The following is a 19,932-nucleotide window of genomic DNA, read 5'->3' on the forward strand; positions in this document are numbered from 1 at the left end:
TGCTAAAAATATCACACTTGATCAGACTATTTTCCGTCCCCGATTTCCAATTATTCAGCAACTAACGCGCTATAACCAGCTGCATCTAACAGACCTTTTACAGCATCAGCATACTCTCCATCAACTTCAATCTCAAAAATCCAACCCCCGCCATACGGCTGATCATTGATAAGCTCCGGACTAGCTTCTAATCCATCATTCACCTTGGTAACCGTCCCAGAGACGGGCGAATACAACTCCGATACCGTCTTAACGGATTCGATACTGCCTACGCTGTCACCGGCCGAAATGGTCGATCCTACCTCAGGAAACTCAACAAATACGATGTCGCCTAATAAATGCTGAGCATGGTCCGTAATCCCAACACGTACTACTCGCCCTTCTACTTGCTGTGCCCATTCATGCTCTTCGCTGTAAAGAAGGTTGTCTAATACTTCACTCATTTCAAGCCGCCTCATTTCCAATTTGGAGTTCTAAATTTAGTTATAGCCTAAGTTATCCCGGCTCACAATGTCAATATTACTAACAGGAAATTTAAATTTGTCATTTTTTCGACGTTTTCTTGTTGACAGCGCCCGACTATACCCGTTTAATGGAGACATACAAGAAGAAATGACGTTGTCGTCTTTTTATAGACAATAACCGTTTCTCGAAGAAATATAATTGCGGATGATGGCATAGGGAGAGACTGTCTCACTTGAAGACGGCGCCGAAGGAGTAAGCCCTAACAGGGGTGAATCTCTCAGGCAAAAGGACCTTTGTCGGACGTATCTCTGGAGAGCATCAGACGCAAGGCTAGATGCGTCAGATCACCAACGGGGAAACCTGCAAGCTAGTTACGGCAGGGTAACTCTCAGGTACAAAGGACAGAGCAGAAAGCGATTTGTGCATTTATGCATGATTGCTTCTGCCTGTCCTTTTTTCGTTTGTAATCAGATCAAGGGGAGTGACTACATGGATGCTTTGAGAAGAACACCTTTTTATGATCTCTATTCCGCTTTTGCGGAGTCCAGGTGCATTGACTTCGGTGGCTGGGAGCTGCCAGTACAGTTTACAGGTATCGTGAAAGAGCACGAAGCCGTTCGCCAGCAGGCTGGGCTGTTCGATGTCTCGCATATGGGTGAATTCATGGTGATTGGGAGCGGTGCAGAAGACTTTTTGCAAAAAATGACAACCAATGATGTCAGCCGCCTTACAGATGGTGCGGCGCAATATACGCTGCTCTGTTATCCAAATGGCGGAGTTGTCGACGACCTACTCGTGTATCGCCTAAGCGAAGGGCGTTATATGCTCGTCGTTAATGCCTCCAACATCGACAAAGACTTCCAGTGGCTGCAAGAGCATTTGACCTCTGAATTCGGCGAAGTCACGCTCACTAATGTCTCTGACGAGACGCTTTTGCTCGCCTTGCAGGGTCCTCTGGCAGAGACCATTCTCGCGGAAGTTACTGATGCTCCTATTTCAGCACTCAAGCCTTTCCATTTCATCGAACGCGCCACCGTTTGCGGTGTAGAGGTACTTATCTCCCGTACGGGTTATACCGGTGAAGATGGCTTCGAGATTTACGCTCCGCTGGAAGGTGCAGAAACGTTATGGAACGGACTGCTTGCAGCAGGCGCGCCCCACGGATTAACACCTGCTGGACTGGGTGCACGGGATACCCTGCGTTTTGAGGCGAAATTACCACTGTACGGTCAGGAGCTATCTGCTGACATCACCCCGCTGGAAGCAGGAGTACAGTTCTTCGTGAAGCTGGACAAAATAGACTTTATCGGACGCGATGCACTAATACAGCAAAAAGAAGCTGGCATTCCCCGTCGCCTTGTCGGCCTAGAAATGATTGATCGAGGCATTCCACGCTCCCATTATCCTGTCTGGGCAGATGGCGTTAAGATTGGTGAGGTCACAACCGGAACACAGTCTCCTACGCTGAAACGTAACCTGGGGTTGGCATTGCTTGATGCTGCTTACAGTGAAATAGGCACAGAGGTTTACGTGGAGATACGCGGTAAGCAGCTTAAGGCTGTAGTGATTAAGGCCCCTTTTTACAAGTATAAACGCCTTTAGCGTCCATATAAGGATGGTGAGCTTTTAAGCGAGAAATAGAAGGATAAAGTATAGCGTGAAAATTGTACTTTCTTATATTCTAAAAAAGCCAAGGAGTGAAACCTTAATGAAGCACCGTTATCTGCCCATGACAGAACTGGACCGCGTAGAGATGATGGAGGCCGTCGGGATTCAGTCTATAGATGAGCTGTTCTCCGATATTCCTGAAGCGGTACGTTACCAAGGCACTATGCCGATGTCTGAACCACTCGATGAATACGCCCTGCTGCGCCACATGAAAGGTTTGGCTGACCAAAATGCCGACTTTGATTCTCACGCCAGCTTCCTCGGCGCCGGATTATACGATCACCACATCCCTGTGGTCATCAACCATGTCATTTCCCGTTCTGAATTCTACACTGCCTACACTCCTTACCAACCGGAGATCAGCCAAGGTGAGCTGCAAGCGATCTTCGAATTCCAATCCTACATTTGCGAACTAACCGGTATGAAAGTTGCCAATGCCAGTATGTATGATGGCGCTACAGCTTTATCCGAAGCAGCGGTTCTCGCGGCTGGTGCTACCAAACGCAAAAAATTAATCGTCTCCCGTACCGTTCATCCTGAGGCTCGCCAAGTGCTACGTACTTCGGCTAATGCTTGGGGTCTGGAGGTGGTGGAGATTGACTATAAAGACGGTGTTACCGATCAAGCTAAGCTTACTGAAGCTATCGATGGTGATACTGCCGCAGTACTGATGCAATCGCCTAACTTCTTCGGCAGCATTGAGGATCTTCGCTCGGTTGAGCCGCTGATTCACGCGGTTAAAGGTCTTCTTGTAGTCAGCGCCAACCCAATAGCTCTTGGTGTACTTGAAACTCCGGGCAAACTTGGAGCCGACATCGTAGTCGGTGATGCTCAGCCACTCGGTATTCCAGCTTCTCTCGGGGGTCCAACTTGCGGATTCTTTGCCGTAGCTGATCACCTGATGCGCCGCATGCCAGGCCGGATCGTTGGCCAAACGGTAGACCGTAACGGTAAACGTGGCTTCGTTCTTACACTTCAAGCGCGTGAACAGCATATTCGTCGTGAAAAAGCGACATCGAATATCTGCTCCAATCAGGCACTGCTGGCTCTCTGCGCATCCGTCTACTTGTCCGTTATGGGCAAAGAAGGCATGCGTGAAGTAGGCGAACTAAATATTCGCAAAAGCCATTACGCTGCTAATAAACTTAGCGGACTAACAGGTGCTGAACTTGCCTTCTCCTCCCCATTCTTTAACGAATTTGTTGTGAAGCTTCCTGAAGGCAGCAGCGTGACCGCTATTAATTCTAAGCTGCTGAAGGACGGTTATCTCGGCGGTTATGATCTGGGTCGTGATTATCCTGAACTTGCTGGACATATGCTGGTTGCCGTAACGGAAAAAAGAAGCAAAACCGAAATCGACCAATTCGCTAGCGCACTGGAGGGCTGTTTATGAAACCGGAGCAAAGTCTAATTTTTGAATTAAGCCGTCCGGGCCGCTCGGCCTACTCCTTGCCACTATGCGATGTACCACAGGAAGAAACCTTGGAGTCCCTGATTCCATCAGGTTTACTCCGTAGCGAACCCGTCGTACTTCCAGAAGTATCGGAAGTGGATGTCATTCGCCACTACACTTCTCTTTCACGTCGTAACTTTGGTGTAGACAATGGCTTCTATCCACTCGGTTCATGCACGATGAAATACAATCCGAAGATTAACGAAGATGTTGCCCGCTTCTCCGGCTTCGCCAAAATTCATCCCTACCAACCGGAAGAAAGTATTCAAGGCGCACTGGAATTAATGTATACCCTGCAAAATGATCTGTCCGCGCTGACGGGCATGGATGCAGTATCCTTACAGCCTGCCGCAGGTGCGCATGGTGAATGGACCGGCCTCATGATGATCCGCGCCTACCATGAAAGTCGCGGCGAGACGCGTACTAAGGTTATCGTGCCGGATTCCTCGCACGGAACCAATCCTGCTAGTGCCTCAGCAGCAGGACTTGAAACGATCACGATCGCTTCCACAGATAAAGGAATGGTCGATCTTGAAGCACTGAAGGCAGCCGTCGGTAGCGACACAGCCGCACTGATGCTGACTAACCCAAGCACACTCGGCTTGTTCGAGACCCAAATCGTCGAGATTGCTGAGATCGTGCATGAAGCAGGCGGCCTACTCTATTACGATGGAGCCAACTCCAATGCCATTATGGGCATTACCCGACCTGGCGACATGGGCTTTGACGTTGTGCATCTGAACTTGCATAAGACAATGAGCACCCCACATGGCGGTGGCGGCCCTGGAGCCGGACCAGTCGGCGTAAAATCCATCTTGATTCCATTCCTACCACAACCTACTGTGGTGAAGAGTGAAGATAGCAGCTTCTCACTTCACTTCGGTGGTCCTGAATCTATTGGACGCGTGAAAGCTTTTTATGGAAACTTTGGTATTCTGGTTCGTGCCTATGCCTATATCCGCACCTATGGTCCAGACGGACTGCGTGAGGTATCCGAAAATGCTGTGCTGAATGCGAACTATATGATGCACCGTCTGGCGCCGTATTTTGAAATCCCATATCCGGGCGTATGTAAACATGAATTCGTAATGTCCGGCAAAAGCCTCAAGCAGTATGGTGTGCGCACCTTAGACGTTGCTAAACGATTACTCGACTTCGGCTACCACCCGCCAACCGTGTACTTCCCTCTGACCGTTGAGGAATGCATGATGATCGAGCCGACGGAAACCGAAAGTAAAGAAACGCTAGACGGCTTCATCGATACGATGATTCAGATCGTTAAAGAAGCGCAGGAGACACCGGAAATCGTAATCAACGCACCGCATACCACAGAGATTAGCCGTTTGGATGAGACACAGGCTGCGCGTAAGCCGGTTTTGAATTGTTCTTGCGGTTAATATTTCAATAATAAATCGAGTAGGAGGGGGCGGCGAGCCCCCGGCCTCTCACACCACCGTACGTACCGTTCGGTATACGGCGGTATTCCGTAAGGAGTTGTATCTGTCCAATACACTCTTTAATCCATTGGATTCCCAATATTGGTTATTCAAAGCACGTTGCAGAATTGGACTCCCTGCAATTCGCCAATACCCTTTCCGAGTATTTCCCCACTCAAAAGGCTTATATCCTTAGGCACGCCTAAGGATATAAGCCTTTTGACTTTGGTTCTCGGGTTCTTCCATTGCTTCCAGAGACACATTCGCAATCTCCTTCGAATCCACATATCCATCGCTTTAAAGGCACTTGGCGTATCCGCCAGCGAGAAATATCCGTGCCATCCCATCAAGTATCGATTGAGCTCCTGGATTCGCTCTTCCGTTCGCATCGCTTTCTTCCGGGACGTTATCTCCCGAATTCGAGCCTTCGCTTTCTGCAAGGACTGTTTTGCTATCCTCACCTTGGGCTCTTTATCGCTACTAAAGCAAAACCCAAGAAATTTCCGTCTCCATGGGCGGTCCACCGCACTCTTCGCTTGGTTCACCTTTAGTTTTAGTCTTGTCTCAATGAATCTGGTGACGGATGCCTTCACTCGCTCTCCTGCTCTTAGTGTTTTCACATAGATGTTACAGTCGTCCGCATAACGGACGAAGCGGTGTCCACTTTTCTCGAGTTCCTTGTCGAGCTCGTCCAAAACGATGTTAGATAACAACGGACTGAGTGGACCACCTTGCGGTGTCCCTTCTGTTGTCGTATTTACTAGCCCGTTCTCCATCACACCTGACTGAGGATATTTACGAATCAGCAGGAGAACTTTCTTGTCCTTCACTTTAGCCGAAATCTTCATCATCAGTCGGTCATGGTTGACGCGATCAAAGAATTTCTCCAAGTCTAGATCGACTACGAATCGATATCCCTCTTTCATGAATGCTCTGGCTTTCCTTACCGCATCATGCCCTTGTCTTTTCGGACGAAATCCATAACTATCGGCTGGGCGCACTAAATAAAGGAGACCACTTAACACGTGGTCTCCTTTTCTCATATTAAAAAATGCTATTTTACATACAGAAGTTCTGGATTATGTACGGGATTAAATGAAAGTTTCTTAGTGAACTGCCAACGGTCAGTTACATTCATTTTGTTATATATGCTCTTCACTACATTTCTAACTGTACCTTCACTAATTCCCAACTCGTTAGAAATACGCAATGCACTTTTTTCACATAACCACATTTGAGCCACCTCTTTTTCTCGGGCAGTCAAGTTGAATTGTTCAAAACTAAACTCTAGTCTAAGTAACTGCATCTCAGGGTTACTCCACATCCATTTCTCGGTAACGTTTTCAGCTATCTGTTGCATAAATGGAATAGCAAATTCGATTTGCAGTCCTTTGTAGAAAGAAATATCTACATAGCCTCTTATAACACCATCTGAGTAGAGAGGAGAACATACACAGTTCCAATTAGAAAATATAGAATTCGTATGTTCGCTCCCTTTAACTACTCCAATAGAATTCATTTCCATAGAAAGTGAAACACCATTTAGCCCGAAATCCTGTTTGGCAAAACTCTTCCCAACTCTTATTCCTGCCTTATCAAATTCTTCTTTTATATGTACTGAAGAGAAATACAGATCGAGAATTCCCCCCATATCATCTGTTAGAAAAGCCGCAAAATCTACCGATATATACTTACTAATTTTAATCATCTCGTTATGTAGGGAAAGAATCATTGCCTCGTGATAAATAGATTCCTGGCCAATCTCCTCAAAAGAGTGCGCACTCGTTCTTTGTGGGGCCTTTGAACTTTTGACTTTACCCAATGAAGAGATAGAATCCATTTGTTCCTTTTTTAGATCTTCAGCTGAACACCAAAGTTTTGTCTGATCGTATGTTACTGTCAATTCCAACTCCTCCTGATTTCCATCATTTATAATGTAAAATGATACCATTATATATTTAAATATTGAAGATTCAACCAACTATTAACATATTTATTCATATTAGTAAATATCCAATGGGGGATATTTTCAAACTTTGTTATAAAGACCATAATTACATTTGTAGAACTTAAATAACCGCTAGATGCCCCATTTATTATTAATAATTATCCTTACACTCTCTTCTATTCAATGTGCCTTAAGTCATAGAAAAAAGAAACCTCTAAGGAGATAACACAGTGGAATTGTATAAAATTAATGAAAAACAAACATTCCAGTATTTTAATTTAGTCTCATATCGCAACACTATTCCTTCCAGTTGTTTACATCATAAACTAAACGAATTTATCCTTTCACTAAACAACTATAACCTCCAAAAGAATGGTCCTTTAATCACTTCTACTCATTCTGTATCCCGAAATAATGGCATAGAGATGGTGGATTTTGAGATTATGGTACCAGTAAAAGGAGAAATTAAAAAAAATCCCCCTTTTATATATAAGCAAGAATTCAAGTTAATAAATGCAATTTGCTTGATGTATGAAGGTAAAATGAATGGCATCAATTCTGCTTATGAATTTTTAGTCAAATATATCTCTCAAAACAATCTACATCAAATAACATCCGCATATAATATAAACTTATCTGAAGGTACTAGTGAAAATATAAAAATAGATATTTGTATTGGCATCAATCCTAGTCTTCTTTAACTAGTCAAAACTCGTCTATCTCGAAAGGAGGTGAATAGAATGGAACTGAGTCTTAATAGTCAATTTTCAACATTGTCCAACATTGAAACGATGGAGATTTCCGGAGGTATAAATTGGGATAATGTTGCTTATGGAGTCTTGGGAATGGTAACCGTGGTAGCCGCTGTTACCACAGCACCAGTAACGATTCCTACTGCGATTATGGCAGTGGGTGGATCAATAGTATCTGGATATCTTACTGGTAGCGGACTAAAACATTAAATATCTGTTATAAGGAGTGAGGAATTAAATGCTTTCATATGCCCCTAGTTTTTCAGAACTTACACTTGAAGATAGTATCAATATTGATGGTGGCGTTGATTGGGCCAAGGTAGGTGCAGGAGTGTTAGGTATGGTTACAATCATGTCTGCTGTTGCTGCCGCACCAGTAACAGCCACAGCCGCAGTTGTCTACATAAGTGGTACAGTGGCTGCCGGATATTTAGTGGGTACTTCATTCTAAATTTTGATGGAGACATTCATCTTCAGATGGATATGTCTCCATCTTTTCTTCTATAAAAGAAGAGAATAATCATAAATAGATTGCGAGTGATTTTTTTGAAAATAGATAAATTAATATCGTATCTAATTAGAATAGACATTACTTTAGGGCTAGTAATATCATTCTTATTAATTGTAAGACCTAATATAATCCTCCCATCCCAATGGTTTATAATGAATTTCTTAATTTTTCTAACAGGTATATATATATATAAGAAAAATAAAAACAAGACATTTATAGCAGTTTTTATTTATGCTTTCATCTATTTTTCTTTAGTCATATTAGATATGTTAACTTCAAAAGGTATTATTCGAAGTGACAATAGATCTGGAGATATTTTATTAAGCGTAGGATTAGTGGCGTTAGGCCTGATCGGATTTTTCATTGCATTTTACATGAGCAACAAAGATAAATGATTCATTGTATAGCACAGGTCACAATATAAAATCATCATTTAATAATTGCTTTTCGGAGGATTATATGGCATTCACTAAATACCAATGTGTCAAACAACAAGATATTAAAGACTGCGGGGCTGCCTGTCTCGCCACTATAAGTAAAAACTATGGTCTCAACTATCCTATAACTAAAATTCGCGAGATGTCGGGAACCGATAAAATGGGTACCAGCGCCTATGGCCTTGTTAAAGCTGCTGAAAAATTAGGATTCACTGCCAAGGCTGTAAAAGGGACTCACGAGGCATTCTTCGAAGATTTCCCCCTTCCGGCTATTGCTCATGTGGTCATAGACCAAACTTTATTGCATTACGTTGTTATTCATAAAATCACAAAAAAAACAGTTGTCGTTTCGGATCCTGCGAAGGGCATTGTTAAATATACACCAGAAGACTTCTTTAAAATCTGGACCGGTGTTCTCATATTAATGGTTCCTACCCCTCAGTTCAAAAAGGGCGGTGAGTCCAAGGGTTTATTCACTCGTTTTTTTGGTTTACTTATTCCTCAGAGAAGAATGCTACTAGGAATTTTTTTGACATCCATGCTCTATACAATATTAGGTATATTATCAGCCTTTTATTTTCAATTTCTGCTAGATGAGATTCTTCCTTTTGGCTTAAAGAAGACTCTGAATATAGTATCCATTGGAGTAATCATTCTATATCTATTCAAAGTTTTATTGAACGCTTTTCGTAGTCACATTCTACTAACATTGAGCCAAAAGCTTGATATTTCGCTAATTCTCGGCTATTACCATCATGTGTTAAAGCTACCCATGAACTTTTTTGGTACTCGCAAGACGGGGGAAATCATCTCAAGACTTATGGATGCCTCTAAGGTACGGGATGCCATCTCCAGCGCAACCCTAACCATCATGATCGATATTATCATGGTTATTGCTGGGGGGATCATTCTTTATTCGCAAAGTGCCCTTTTATTTGGTGTAACTGTGCTGCTGGTTCCTTTATATCTAGCATTAGTGTGGGGATTCCACAAGCCATTCGACCGGTTAAACCGTGAACAAATGGAGAAAAACGCCCAACTTACCTCCTACATCGTTGAATCCATAGACGGTATCGAGACGGTCAAAGCCTACCATGCGGAGTCTAAAGTTGGCTTTGAGACGGAACAGAAATTCATCACGTTTCTGAAATCCGTGTTCAGCTTTGGTATTTTCAATAATATACAAGGCTCGCTAAAAGGTGTGGTTCAGTTGCTTGGAGGTGTAGCCATCCTCTGGGTAGGTGGTAATCAAGTAATAAAAGGAAATATGACCATGGGTCAACTTATCACTTATAACTCATTACTTGCTTACTTCCTTGAACCTATTCAAAATCTCATCAATCTCCAGCCTACCCTGCAAACAGCTGTTGTAGCGGCGGACCGATTGGGGGAAATACTCGACTTAGAAGCGGAGAAGCTTGAGGATGAGGACAAGAAGATTCAACCCGCTTCATTAAAAGGTGATATTAGATTTGATCGTGTCAGCTTCAGATATGGTACACGTTCCCTTGTACTTCATGATATTGATTTGAGACTTAGACAGGGCGAGAAAGTCGCCTTTGTCGGTGAGAGCGGCTCGGGTAAAACCACCCTGATCAAATTGATCATGCAATTTTACCAACATGAAAAAGGCGATATCTTAATTAACAACTACAATATTAAAGATATTCATTTAGATAGCTTGAGACAGCGAATCGCATATATATCACAGGATACTTTCTTTTTTAGCGGAACAATCCGGGAAAATTTATGTCTGGGTGTCAATCAGGATACGGATCTGGAACAAATTGTTTCGGCCTGCCAGACCGCACAGGCACACGAATTCATTAATCAGCTTCCACTCCGCTACAACACTTTGTTAGAAGAAAATGCTACTAACCTTTCCGGGGGACAGAAGCAGCGACTAGCTATCGCCAGGGCAGTTCTTAAACAGCCCGATATTCTTATAATGGATGAAGCCACTAGTAATCTGGATTCTACAACGGAGAAGGCTGTATCGGAGACGATTAATGCTTTTGAAGACATGACTACGATTATTATCGCTCACCGGTTGAGTACAATCATGCGTTGTGATCGGATTTATGTCATGGATCAAGGACGGATTATTGAGCATGGAACTCATCAGGAGCTTCTGGATTACCGTGAAAAGTACTATGAATTGTGGAAAGATCAACTCCCTGGAGTTGAACAAAAACAAGAACATAACCATCAATATGCCGCAGGAGTAGGCGAGGTGTCTCTTGTATGAGCGCACAAATACATAACTTATCAGAAATGACAGATAGCAGAGAAATCATGGAATCCAAGACCAGTCCTGTGATTTCCATTTTCATACTTATCTTATTCATTCTATTGGGGGCTGCGTTAGTCTGGTCCTATTTTGGCCAGATCGATGAAGTTGCCAAAGCCTCTGCTGTAGTTAGACCCAATGAAAAAGTCAGTACCATTCAGACTTCATCTATGGGAAAAGTGGAACAGGTATATGTCCATGAAGGGATGCAAATTAAGCAGGGCGAGCAGTTAATTTCCTTTGAGCATAAAGAACTTGATATAGAATTATCAAATCGTAATTCAGAAATCAATAAGCTCACTAAGAAACTGCACTATCTCGGGCTGTATAAACAAAGCATTAGCAATTTAGATAATCAGTTTTCTTCTGAACGTGCAGATGAGGGTTACTATTATGACATGGTAGAACAATTTCTCCTTGAATACAGCCAGCAGCAGCAGACCTTTCAAGGAACCCAGGATCAGCTTACAGCTGCCATTCACGAGAATATAGGCTTGCAAGATTCTGCTACCTTTAGTGCCGAATCTAGTTCGGATAAATCTCTTCAGAATAAAATTGAATTGGAACGAAAAAAGAAACTGCTAAATGTTGAAATTGCAAACGAGAAATTGCTTGTGCAATCCATCAAAGAGAATCAAAATCTTCTTCCAATTGAAGATACCAAACGGACGGAACAATATAATACATACCAAATTAAATATGTCCAACTGTCTAAACAATCTGCTGAGAAAAAAGAAATCTATAATCGTTCGCTCAGCTTGGGGGACCGCCTTGTGCCTCAATCCCAGATTACAGATGAACAGCATCAATATGAAAGTTCATATTTGCAAATCAACCAATTCCAAACCGAAGCCGTGCTCAGCTCAGAAAGCAATATCACCAATTACAATCAGCAATTGGTTGAGATAGAGGTCAGCCTCGATTTGCTAAAAAATGGGCACGATCCATCAGTTTCAGAACGAAAAACTTTAGAAATGCAAAAGAAACAGCTGGCTGAGCAGCAAAATGATCTACTGAATCAAGAGAAACTTAACCGTTCATCTGAAGCAACCTCATTGAAAAAACTGAAACTTGACCGTATTGTACAGATTCATTCAGCAATAGAAGAAAATAAAAGAACCTTAATTACGCTGCAAGAGGCTGTTAAGGGACTTGAGCTTGAACGAGACAAAAGACTGCTCATAGCACCAATTTCCGGGACCATTAATATTTTAAAAGAAACCAGCATCGGGGACATGGTACAATCCGGCGAAGCCTTGATCTCCATTATACCTAGCAACGAGTCAAAATATAAAATGAGCATCGCTGTACCTAATGCTGAAGCAGGAAAAATAGCGATTGGCAATAAAGTTGATTTCAGCTTTTCAGCCTTTCCTAAACAAAATTTTGGTTCCCAAAAAGGTACGATTACATCTATCAGCACAGATTCAATTATTCAGCAAGACGGTCTAAGCTACTATCTGGTGGAGGCAACGATATCCAATGACCCACTTGTTAATCGCAGAGGTGAACGTGGAGAGCTTCGTGTAGGGATGATAGCGCAAGCCTCTGTTATTACCGACTCCAAGAAGATCATTGATTTTGTTCTTGAAAAAATCAACTTAAAGGAATAGTGAGGTTGCTAGCTAAATGTTAAAGAAATCAGCTCTCTTGATACTCGCCTTCTTATTACTCCTATTGCCGCATTCCATTACAGTTTATGCTGATACGCAGGTATCTAGCGCAATAAAATCGCTTTCCATGGAAGAAGCAATCCAGCTAGCATTAACTAACTATGTAGATATCAAGCTCTCACAATGGAATATTGCAGAAACGGATTCCAAATTTTCATATGTATCATCTGAAGAGAAAAAGTTGGAGCAAAAAAATGTAGTCACAACCAGCGGGCTGCTGCCAGTAAATCCTGATATTTTTATCAATAGTATTCCTGGTTACGCTGATTTAAGTGAAGAAGAACAGGCAGGGGTCAATCAATCCATTCTCATTCAAATTATGATTAACACATCTCTGAATCAATGGGTTAGCGCTCAGAATGAAAGCCAAAACAGTTACAATCAAGAGACTAAAACAGCGCAGCTTAAGGAATTTCGTGACCAATTACGCACATTAGAAACAGATAAAGTAATTAATCAGTTACGACTTCAAAAAACAGAAGCCCTCATCCGCTACTATGCTGTGCAGAAATATTATCAACTCTCTTCTCTAAAAAAAACGATTGAATATGACAAACAAGAAAGCCAATATTGGTTTCAACAGTCTGAGGATACCTTGCGGTCCTATGAGCATGGTCTTCTGTCTAAGAGAAGTTTGGACGATTTTAATCGTAAAAACATAGTACGAAAATCTATTTTTGAACGTAACCTTCGAAGTTATGAAGCTCAGTTAGAACAATTTAAGCTTGAGTTAGGATTATCATCCTATTCAGAAGTCCTTCTAGATGATGTCATTTCCAGTACACCAGAGCCTGTGAATTGTAATACAGTAATTAGCCTCTCTAGTAATTATGATTTACGCGAAGAAGATGCACGTATCACACTCGCCAAAGATAATCTTGATGCAGCTAAAGCTTCCGATGCTGAACTCATCACTTATTATTCAGTCCTATGGTCTAGCCAGATTGCACACAAAAATATAGTACAACAACAACTCGAAGAAAAACTGGCTAGTTATAAGCCGGAAGCAAATGAAATTGATTTTGAATATTCAGAACTAAAAGAGCAGCAATTGGAACTCGTACGCGTCTCCCAGGATAATGATACTCTCCTAAATAGCGGGTTAATCTCAGCGGCTCAGGCAGATCAGGACAAGCTGGATTTACTAAACTTAAATCGGCAATTCGATAAGCAAAAAGTAAAGTACGGTTTATTCCAAGCAAAAGTTACTTTGGCTCTTAGTGGAGTTATCCTCTAATAACTATTAATTTATCATTCAAAACCCAAAGGAGATATCACAAGTTGAAAACCATATCTAGCCTAATCGCAGCAACTCTTCTTTCTACCGCTATCGCCTGGCCTGTCCATGCCGCAGAGAAGCCAATCTCCATTCAGATCAATCAGCAACAGCTCGCACTGAAGGGACAGGCTCCCTTCAGTGATAATGGTACAATTGTCGTTCCTTTTCGCCCGGTTTTTGAAAAACTAGGACTTTCAATCGATTGGAATCAAACCACAGGTACCATAACAGGTACTAAGGAAGGGCTTACGATTACACTGCGACCAGGCAGCAAGCAGGCCAGCGTCAATGGTGTAATAACCCAACTTTCTGTTGCCCCTAAGCTCATCAATAATTCCACTTACATTCCGCTGCGCTTCGTTGGGGAGGCTACAGGTAATGAAGTCTCCTGGAATGCACACTCGAAGACAGTAACCATTACAGGCAAGACTAACCAGGTAAACCCGCAGGAAATCAATGCTTTTTTTGAAAAATACGTAACCTATACCAACAATGAGAATTATGAAGGGTTCATGAGCCTAATCGATAGCAAGTCTCCTCTTGTGGTCATCGGGCCACAGATTAAGAGCCAAATGGAACAATACGATCTGACCATTTCACTTGATCAATTAGAGGTTATCAGCCTTCAACCCACAGAGGCTACGGTTCACACCGTTGAAACGACTACACACCTCAGCGGTCCATTCACCTTAGACAATACCACTGAATATATTTATAGCTTAACGCGTACTGCCAGCACTGAAGACTGGAAAATCAACAACCTGCAGATTAAAGGCGTACAATATATACTCCCAGATAAACTGCTGAACGCTAAGCCAGCTGTGACGAAGTCGGATGAAACGGATATATTTGCTGTGCTTAAGAGCAACTTGGACTATACCAATGCAGAGAATATTCAAGGTGTGCTATCTACTATTGATCCTGAGTCCCCTGCTCTCGAACAAACCAAACAGCTCTTCAGCCAAATTTTCACGGTCTATGATCTAAAGTTCACTCTGGAATCTGCCAAAATCATTCATTATACCCAGGATACCGCAGCCGTATATATGGTTCAGACGAGCATCAAGCTTAAGGGTCCTGAGTTTCAGGATAACCGCTCCACCTCTGTCACAACGCTGAAGAAATCCAAAGCAGGCAAATGGATGCTGGATCAGACCTATCCGATTAGTGTAGACAAGTTAACTCCATAATTATAAGGATTTGTAACAAAACAAAAAAACGGCAAGCCCCATTAACCCGGAGGCTTGCCGTTTGCTTATTTAAAGCGCCGGAGCTCAATCTTACCCGCTTCCCCTACGTTCTCTGGCTGATACGGATATAGAACAGTTCCTAAATAGTTGGGACCACAATGGCCAATCTTTCAATCAATTCCCATCTCTCGCTGATATTCATCTTGCTGTAAATACTCTTAACGATATTCCGCACAGTTCCCTCTTTCACATTAAGGTCGTTGGAAATTTGCAGCGCCCCTTTTCTTAGTGCCCAGTGATACGCTACCTCTCTCTCTCTAGGGGATAATCGATACAAATCACACTTCTCCTGAAATATGTACTCAATTAACTTCGGGCTTCGTTCCTTCAACTTCAACACAATCTTTTCGGATAATTGTTTAATAAAGAGAATCGAAAAACCAAGTTGCCTCTCGGCTTCAAATGAGATGTCTATATATCCACATATACAATCATTTATCATTATAGGAGCGCATACACAATTCCACTCTTTAAACATTGGCATACTATGCTCTTCTCCACGCACTACTGCAATTGACTCAACCTCCATCGCTAAAGAAACTGCATTCACTCCAGAGATTTGCTTCGAAAGATTAGTTCCACTCCTAATTCCATAATGATCTACTTTCTCCTGAAACGTTTCGAACGGACTGACAATATTAATAATATTGCCGGCTCGATCTGTTAAGAAAAAGACAAAGGGCAATAAGAGAAATTCCATTACTTTCGCCAATTCTGAATGTAATACTTCAACTAAAATCTCGTAGGGAACCAGCTCTTCTATAAAAAAGGATTTTTCTGTTTTGAGGTTACTCCAGGGTTGGCAAAATTCACACACGGAATTATTAGATTCTTTATCTACATCATCTACCGTAAACCAGGCACGTTCGCATTCAACAATATTCAAACAATCCATTCTCCCAACTTATGGTATTAATGAAACAGAGCATATCATATCACTCCCTTCAAAGGAAAACAATGACATAATTAGTTAGGGTTGTGGGAGATTAGTAAGAATTGAAATAACATTGTTTAGATTATTTTTCTATGGCCGATTATTTGATAAGAACTTTTCACCTGTCCTGTATTCTTTAAATTTCGTCAAAAAAGAATAGAGCATAACAATTACCACTTGTCTATATCCTACCTAGAATATATACGAAATCCATTTTTTCTATGAAAATAGGGATATTCGTTGATTAGAAAAAAATTTCACAATGGAGTCTGAGACTAGCGAGAAATCATGCTCAACATATTTATATCTGTTACCCTGAAAGGAATGAATTTTATCAAGAGTTTAGTAGGGATTTTCAGTAGAAAGTATACAAAGTCTATTCCATTTTTACTTTTGTTTTCATTATTTATATTGGCGTTTTCTGCGGTAAATAGAATATTCCCAATAATATCTTTTTTAATAATTATGTTAAATGCTCTGTACATTGTTGTGAAAATAGCAATATTTAAAATTAAAAAATAAATATTTATTTCAGGGGGGGATATTGCAATCTGGCAAAGCGCCTTTCAGCCTTTCCTAAACAAAGTTTTGGCTATTAGTGTAGACAAGTTAACTCCATATTTATAGGGATTTGTAACAAAACAAAAAAACGGCAAGCCCCATTAACCCGGAGGCTTGCCGTTTGCTTATTTAAAGCGCCGGAGCATTAGTCTTTTCTGCTCCTTTACGCTCTTTTGCCGATTTACGGAAGTAGAACAACTCGTAAATCGCCGGCACTACAATCAGCGTAAGCAGTGTTGCTGCGGTTAATCCGCCAATGACTACAATCGCCAAGCTTTGCGAGACGATGCTGCCCATCTCGGCATGGCCGAACAGCAACGGTGTCATGGCGCAGATGGTGGCAATCGCCGTCATGAGAATCGGACGCATCCGTGTTCCGGCAGCTTCTAGAATAGCCTCGTGGATACTCATATTGGCTTCATTTTGCTTAATCCGGTCAATGAGCACAATGGCATTCGTAACAACAATACCTATTAACATCAACGCCCCGAACAGAGCAGTGAAGTCAGGCGTTACACCGGACACGATAAGTCCAACAATCGCACCAATCGCCGCGAGCGGCAAGGAGAACATAATCGCCAGTGGAGCCCGAAGGGTTTTAAAGGTGAGTACCATAATCAGATAGACCAACCCGATGGAGATCAATGCCGTCATGCCCAAGTCGTTGAAATCCTCTGACTGATCAACTGACGCTCCGCCTGCAAATAAGGTCACGCCTTTCGGAAGTGTAAGACTATCGGTTTCTTTTTTAATATTCGCACCGATCTCAGATACCTTCTTCGGATCAACCTCTGCTGTAATTCGTACATACGGCTTCCCATCTTTATGGAACAACATTGCTGGTTCATTCCGAACCTCGTAAGTTGCGAGCTGAGACAGTGGCTTCGGCCCCTCAGCCGTCATGAGCGTCAGCGCTTTTAAATCCTGCTCCGTTTGCGGCTGAACCATAGGATCTAACACTACACCTGCTGCGTCACCATCGAGCTCAATTTGCCCCATTGGAATCGGATTAAGCATCGCTGACAGCTGCATTGAAATCTCTTGCGCATTACTTTGCGCCGGATCTACCTTAAAGGAAAATACAGGTTTCGTGTCCTCCATATTGCTGCTGACTTTTTGAATTCCCTCTACGGTCTTCAGCTTAGCGGTGACTTCTGTTGCTACAGTAGTAATATCCGCAAGATTATCTCCGACAATATCAATATATTCACTGGTAGAGCTGGATCCCATCATACTCATTTGGTTAGCAACAAGTGTTGCTCCAGTGTATGAATCTTTTACCTCACGAACATGATCAATAAAAGCCTGGGCATCTGCACCTTTTTTCATAACAACGGTATAGTCCACTAAGGTTTCAGAGGTAACACTCCCCCACTTAGCGGCGTCCGCACTATTCCCTGATTGCATGATTACCGTTTCTGCTTGTGGCTGCTTCATCAAATCTTGTTCTAACTGCTTTCCCTTTTCCAAAATATCTTTGACAGGAACATCCTTCGGATAATTCATCTGAACAGAAACATAGCTGGCATCCGAAGCATCGAGCGCCCCTTTGGGCATAGTCACATAAGCAGCAATGGAGCCAATCAGAAGCAGGAGACCCAACGATAAGCTAACCCATTTACGGCGAAGATTCCAGTCCAGAAAGCGGATAAACCATTTAGAAGGTTCGTGTTCTTTCATTGATGTTCTTCTCAGCAGCCATGAGCTTAAAAGAGGAACAACCGTCAAAGCTACTACTAGTGAAGTAAGCAATGAATAGGTCACTGTTAAAGCAAACGGCAGTAAGAAAGCTTGCAAACTACCACGCAAGAGACCCATCGGCAGAAATACTGCTACGGTAGCAATGGTTGATGAGGTAATCGCTCTAGCCACTTCCCCAGTTGCACTAATAATCATTTCACGGGAAAAGGGTTCTTTTTGCAGCCTACGGTAAATGTTCTCAATCACCACGATACTATCATCGACCAAACGGCCTACCGCAACCGCGACTCCCCCGAGTGTAATGATATTCAAGCTTATGCCGGAAATATTCAGCAGATATAAGGTGACTGCTAACGAAAGTGGGATGGATACTGCCGTAATCAGAGTAGCCCGCAGGTTACGCAGGAACAACAGAATCACAATCGTCGCAAATAATGCACCTAGCAATACCTCACGCATCATACTGTTCACCGAGCTAACTACCATATCCGATGTACTGAATACCACTGCTGCTTCTGCATTAGGAATGGTTGTATTAATATGATTTACGGCAGCCTGAATGTTATCTCCGACACTGACTGCATTCGCATTAGCCTCTTTGGTCACTATGGCGAATAGAACGTCTTTCCCGTTCGAACGGCTGACACTTTCCTGATCCTGCTTCAATTCGACAGCAGCGATATCCTGTAGCTTAACGCCCGCAGATACAGGAAGCTTTTTCAAAGTATCCATACTATCTATCGTAGAAACTACGTTAACATTGCCGGTCTGCCCACCAATCGTTTGCTCCCCAAGGGATGCCGATACATTACGTCCTTGAAGTAAACCTAATACTTGTGGAGTCGTGACTCCCTTCTCAGCCATTAATTTCGGGTCCAGCTTAACGCTGACCTGCGGAGTTACCTTACCATATAAAGCAACGTTCGCTACCCCTTCAGCTTTTTGCATCTCTGGAATGATAGTTTCTTCCGCAAGCTTAAGATTCTCTTTAGTCAGGCCTTCGTCAAAAGCAAGAGTAACCTGTGATACAGGAATCATGGAGGTATTCAACTGAAGTACAAAAGGAGCCATTACCCCTTCCGGGAACTTCAATGAATCGACGACCTTCTGAACCTCCTGCGCAGCATCCTTCATATTCGTTTTCGAATCATAAAAAATATTTACCTGCGCATATCCGTCTCCGGAAGTGGACAGTATTTCCTTCTTCCCTTTCACAAAAGCTGCTCCAGCTTCTATCGGCTTCGTTACATTAGTCTCCATAGCATGTGTATCCTGGCCAGGACCCAGCACAGTTACAGTCACTTGAGGATTATCCGCCTCTGGCATAAATTCCATCGGTAGCGAAGTGTAGCTCATCCCTCCCACCACAAGAGCCATGACTACTAAAAGCCCCACCGCAGCCTTGTTACCGAACGACCATTTTGTTAACCATTTCATTTTCTTTTTCCCCTTCCACTCCACATGATTTCTGGCACTCCCCTTATGTCTGTTTGATTATGTATTAATTTCCATCCCGAGATTTAGTTTAGTCATTTTTGGCTGAACTCAAAACAGCCCTACGGCTGGTTTCGTAC

At 42.6% G+C, this 19,932-nt stretch carries 15 protein-coding genes, 1 pseudogene and 1 riboswitch; of the genes and pseudogenes, 11 read left to right on the top strand and 5 right to left on the bottom strand.

Annotation, left to right across the window (positions count from 1 at the left end; translation table 11 throughout):
* Positions 1-50 precede the first annotated feature (50 nt).
* Complete coding sequence (gene gcvH, locus MHI15_RS11525; protein ID WP_036678614.1) at positions 51-443, bottom strand: glycine cleavage system protein GcvH; 393 nt, start codon at positions 441-443, stop codon at positions 51-53.
* Positions 444-669: 226 nt separating this feature from the next.
* Positions 670-768: riboswitch (glycine riboswitch) on the top strand.
* A gap of 186 nt (positions 769-954) precedes the next feature.
* Here gcvH and gcvT point away from each other — a divergent pair.
* The 3 genes from gcvT (at position 955) to gcvPB (ending at position 4,983) form a co-directional block, all read left to right on the top strand.
* A complete protein-coding gene (gene gcvT / locus MHI15_RS11530; protein WP_340392962.1) occupies positions 955-2,067 on the top strand; it encodes a glycine cleavage system aminomethyltransferase GcvT in 1,113 nt (370 codons plus the stop codon).
* Between the two features lie 106 nt (positions 2,068-2,173).
* Entirely contained in the window at positions 2,174-3,526 is a 1,353-nt protein-coding gene (gene gcvPA / locus MHI15_RS11535) for an aminomethyl-transferring glycine dehydrogenase subunit GcvPA (RefSeq protein ID WP_340392963.1), read from the top strand.
* Positions 3,523-4,983, top strand: coding sequence for an aminomethyl-transferring glycine dehydrogenase subunit GcvPB (gene gcvPB / locus MHI15_RS11540; protein ID WP_340392964.1), 1,461 nt, complete (start codon positions 3,523-3,525; stop codon positions 4,981-4,983). The genes gcvPA and gcvPB overlap by 4 nt, the downstream gene beginning before the upstream one ends.
* Positions 4,984-5,031: 48 nt before the next feature.
* Here the strand turns inward: gcvPB and MHI15_RS11545 are convergent.
* A pseudogene (locus MHI15_RS11545) lies at positions 5,032-6,008 on the bottom strand (reverse transcriptase domain-containing protein); the annotation flags it as partial.
* A 68-nt stretch (positions 6,009-6,076) separates the two neighbouring features.
* A complete protein-coding gene (locus MHI15_RS11550) occupies positions 6,077-6,925 on the bottom strand; it encodes a helix-turn-helix transcriptional regulator (RefSeq protein WP_076220106.1) in 849 nt (282 codons plus the stop codon).
* Positions 6,926-7,200: 275 nt separating this feature from the next.
* Between MHI15_RS11550 and MHI15_RS11555 the strand changes: the two genes are divergently transcribed.
* The 8 genes from MHI15_RS11555 to MHI15_RS11590 all read left to right on the top strand — a co-directional run bounded on the left by MHI15_RS11555 (position 7,201) and on the right by MHI15_RS11590 (position 15,102).
* The gene (locus tag MHI15_RS11555) at positions 7,201-7,671 is read left to right on the top strand and encodes a hypothetical protein (protein WP_076123797.1); all 471 of its coding nucleotides are present in this window, start codon (positions 7,201-7,203) and stop codon (positions 7,669-7,671) included.
* A gap of 39 nt (positions 7,672-7,710) precedes the next feature.
* Positions 7,711-7,932, top strand: a complete 222-nt coding sequence (locus MHI15_RS11560) for a hypothetical protein (protein WP_076123799.1) — start codon at positions 7,711-7,713, stop codon at positions 7,930-7,932.
* Positions 7,933-7,960: 28 nt separating this feature from the next.
* Positions 7,961-8,173, top strand: a complete 213-nt coding sequence (locus MHI15_RS11565) for a hypothetical protein (protein ID WP_076123801.1) — start codon at positions 7,961-7,963, stop codon at positions 8,171-8,173.
* Positions 8,174-8,268: 95 nt separating this feature from the next.
* Positions 8,269-8,628 (top strand): hypothetical protein, encoded by a 360-nt coding sequence (locus MHI15_RS11570; RefSeq protein ID WP_341164420.1) that lies wholly within the window; start codon positions 8,269-8,271, stop codon positions 8,626-8,628.
* A 64-nt stretch (positions 8,629-8,692) separates the two neighbouring features.
* Entirely contained in the window at positions 8,693-10,918 is a 2,226-nt protein-coding gene (locus tag MHI15_RS11575) for a peptidase domain-containing ABC transporter (protein WP_076123804.1), read from the top strand.
* Complete coding sequence (locus MHI15_RS11580) at positions 10,915-12,573, top strand: HlyD family efflux transporter periplasmic adaptor subunit (RefSeq protein WP_076220104.1); 1,659 nt, start codon at positions 10,915-10,917, stop codon at positions 12,571-12,573. Before MHI15_RS11575 ends, MHI15_RS11580 begins: the two co-directional genes overlap by 4 nt.
* 16 nt (positions 12,574-12,589) lie before the next feature.
* Positions 12,590-13,870: a hypothetical protein gene (locus MHI15_RS11585; RefSeq protein WP_341164421.1), complete on the top strand. Its 1,281-nt coding sequence runs from the start codon at positions 12,590-12,592 to the stop codon at positions 13,868-13,870.
* A gap of 44 nt (positions 13,871-13,914) precedes the next feature.
* Positions 13,915-15,102, top strand: coding sequence for a copper amine oxidase N-terminal domain-containing protein (locus MHI15_RS11590; protein ID WP_341164422.1), 1,188 nt, complete (start codon positions 13,915-13,917; stop codon positions 15,100-15,102).
* Positions 15,103-15,241: 139 nt separating this feature from the next.
* Here MHI15_RS11590 and MHI15_RS11595 read toward each other — a convergent pair whose 3' ends face one another.
* Together MHI15_RS11595 and MHI15_RS11600 are read right to left on the bottom strand one after the other, a co-directional pair.
* Positions 15,242-16,048 (bottom strand): helix-turn-helix transcriptional regulator, encoded by an 807-nt coding sequence (locus MHI15_RS11595; protein ID WP_076282446.1) that lies wholly within the window; start codon positions 16,046-16,048, stop codon positions 15,242-15,244.
* Positions 16,049-16,786: 738 nt separating this feature from the next.
* Entirely contained in the window at positions 16,787-19,795 is a 3,009-nt protein-coding gene (locus MHI15_RS11600; RefSeq protein WP_076303618.1) for an efflux RND transporter permease subunit, read from the bottom strand.
* Positions 19,796-19,932 lie beyond the last annotated feature (137 nt).

This window comes from Paenibacillus sp. FSL H7-0918 (assembly GCF_038007025.1).
Taxonomy (GTDB): Bacteria; Bacillota; Bacilli; order Paenibacillales; family Paenibacillaceae; genus Paenibacillus_AQ; species Paenibacillus_AQ odorifer.

What these genes read in the sequence shown, in the direction of transcription:
- gcvPB (WP_340392964.1), top strand. Translation starts at nt 3,523, where the DNA reads ATGAAACCGGAGCAAAGTCTAATTTTTGAATTAAGCCGTCCGGGCCGC.
- MHI15_RS11585 (WP_341164421.1), top strand. Translation starts at nt 12,590, where the DNA reads ATGTTAAAGAAATCAGCTCTCTTGATACTCGCCTTCTTATTACTCCTA.
- gcvPA (WP_340392963.1), top strand. Translation starts at nt 2,174, where the DNA reads ATGAAGCACCGTTATCTGCCCATGACAGAACTGGACCGCGTAGAGATG.
- gcvH (WP_036678614.1), bottom strand. Translation starts at nt 443, where the DNA reads ATGAGTGAAGTATTAGACAACCTTCTTTACAGCGAAGAGCATGAATGG.
- MHI15_RS11575 (WP_076123804.1), top strand. Translation starts at nt 8,693, where the DNA reads ATGGCATTCACTAAATACCAATGTGTCAAACAACAAGATATTAAAGAC.
- MHI15_RS11580 (WP_076220104.1), top strand. Translation starts at nt 10,915, where the DNA reads ATGAGCGCACAAATACATAACTTATCAGAAATGACAGATAGCAGAGAA.
- MHI15_RS11565 (WP_076123801.1), top strand. Translation starts at nt 7,961, where the DNA reads ATGCTTTCATATGCCCCTAGTTTTTCAGAACTTACACTTGAAGATAGT.
- gcvT (WP_340392962.1), top strand. Translation starts at nt 955, where the DNA reads ATGGATGCTTTGAGAAGAACACCTTTTTATGATCTCTATTCCGCTTTT.
- MHI15_RS11600 (WP_076303618.1), bottom strand. Translation starts at nt 19,795, where the DNA reads ATGAAATGGTTAACAAAATGGTCGTTCGGTAACAAGGCTGCGGTGGGG.
- MHI15_RS11560 (WP_076123799.1), top strand. Translation starts at nt 7,711, where the DNA reads ATGGAACTGAGTCTTAATAGTCAATTTTCAACATTGTCCAACATTGAA.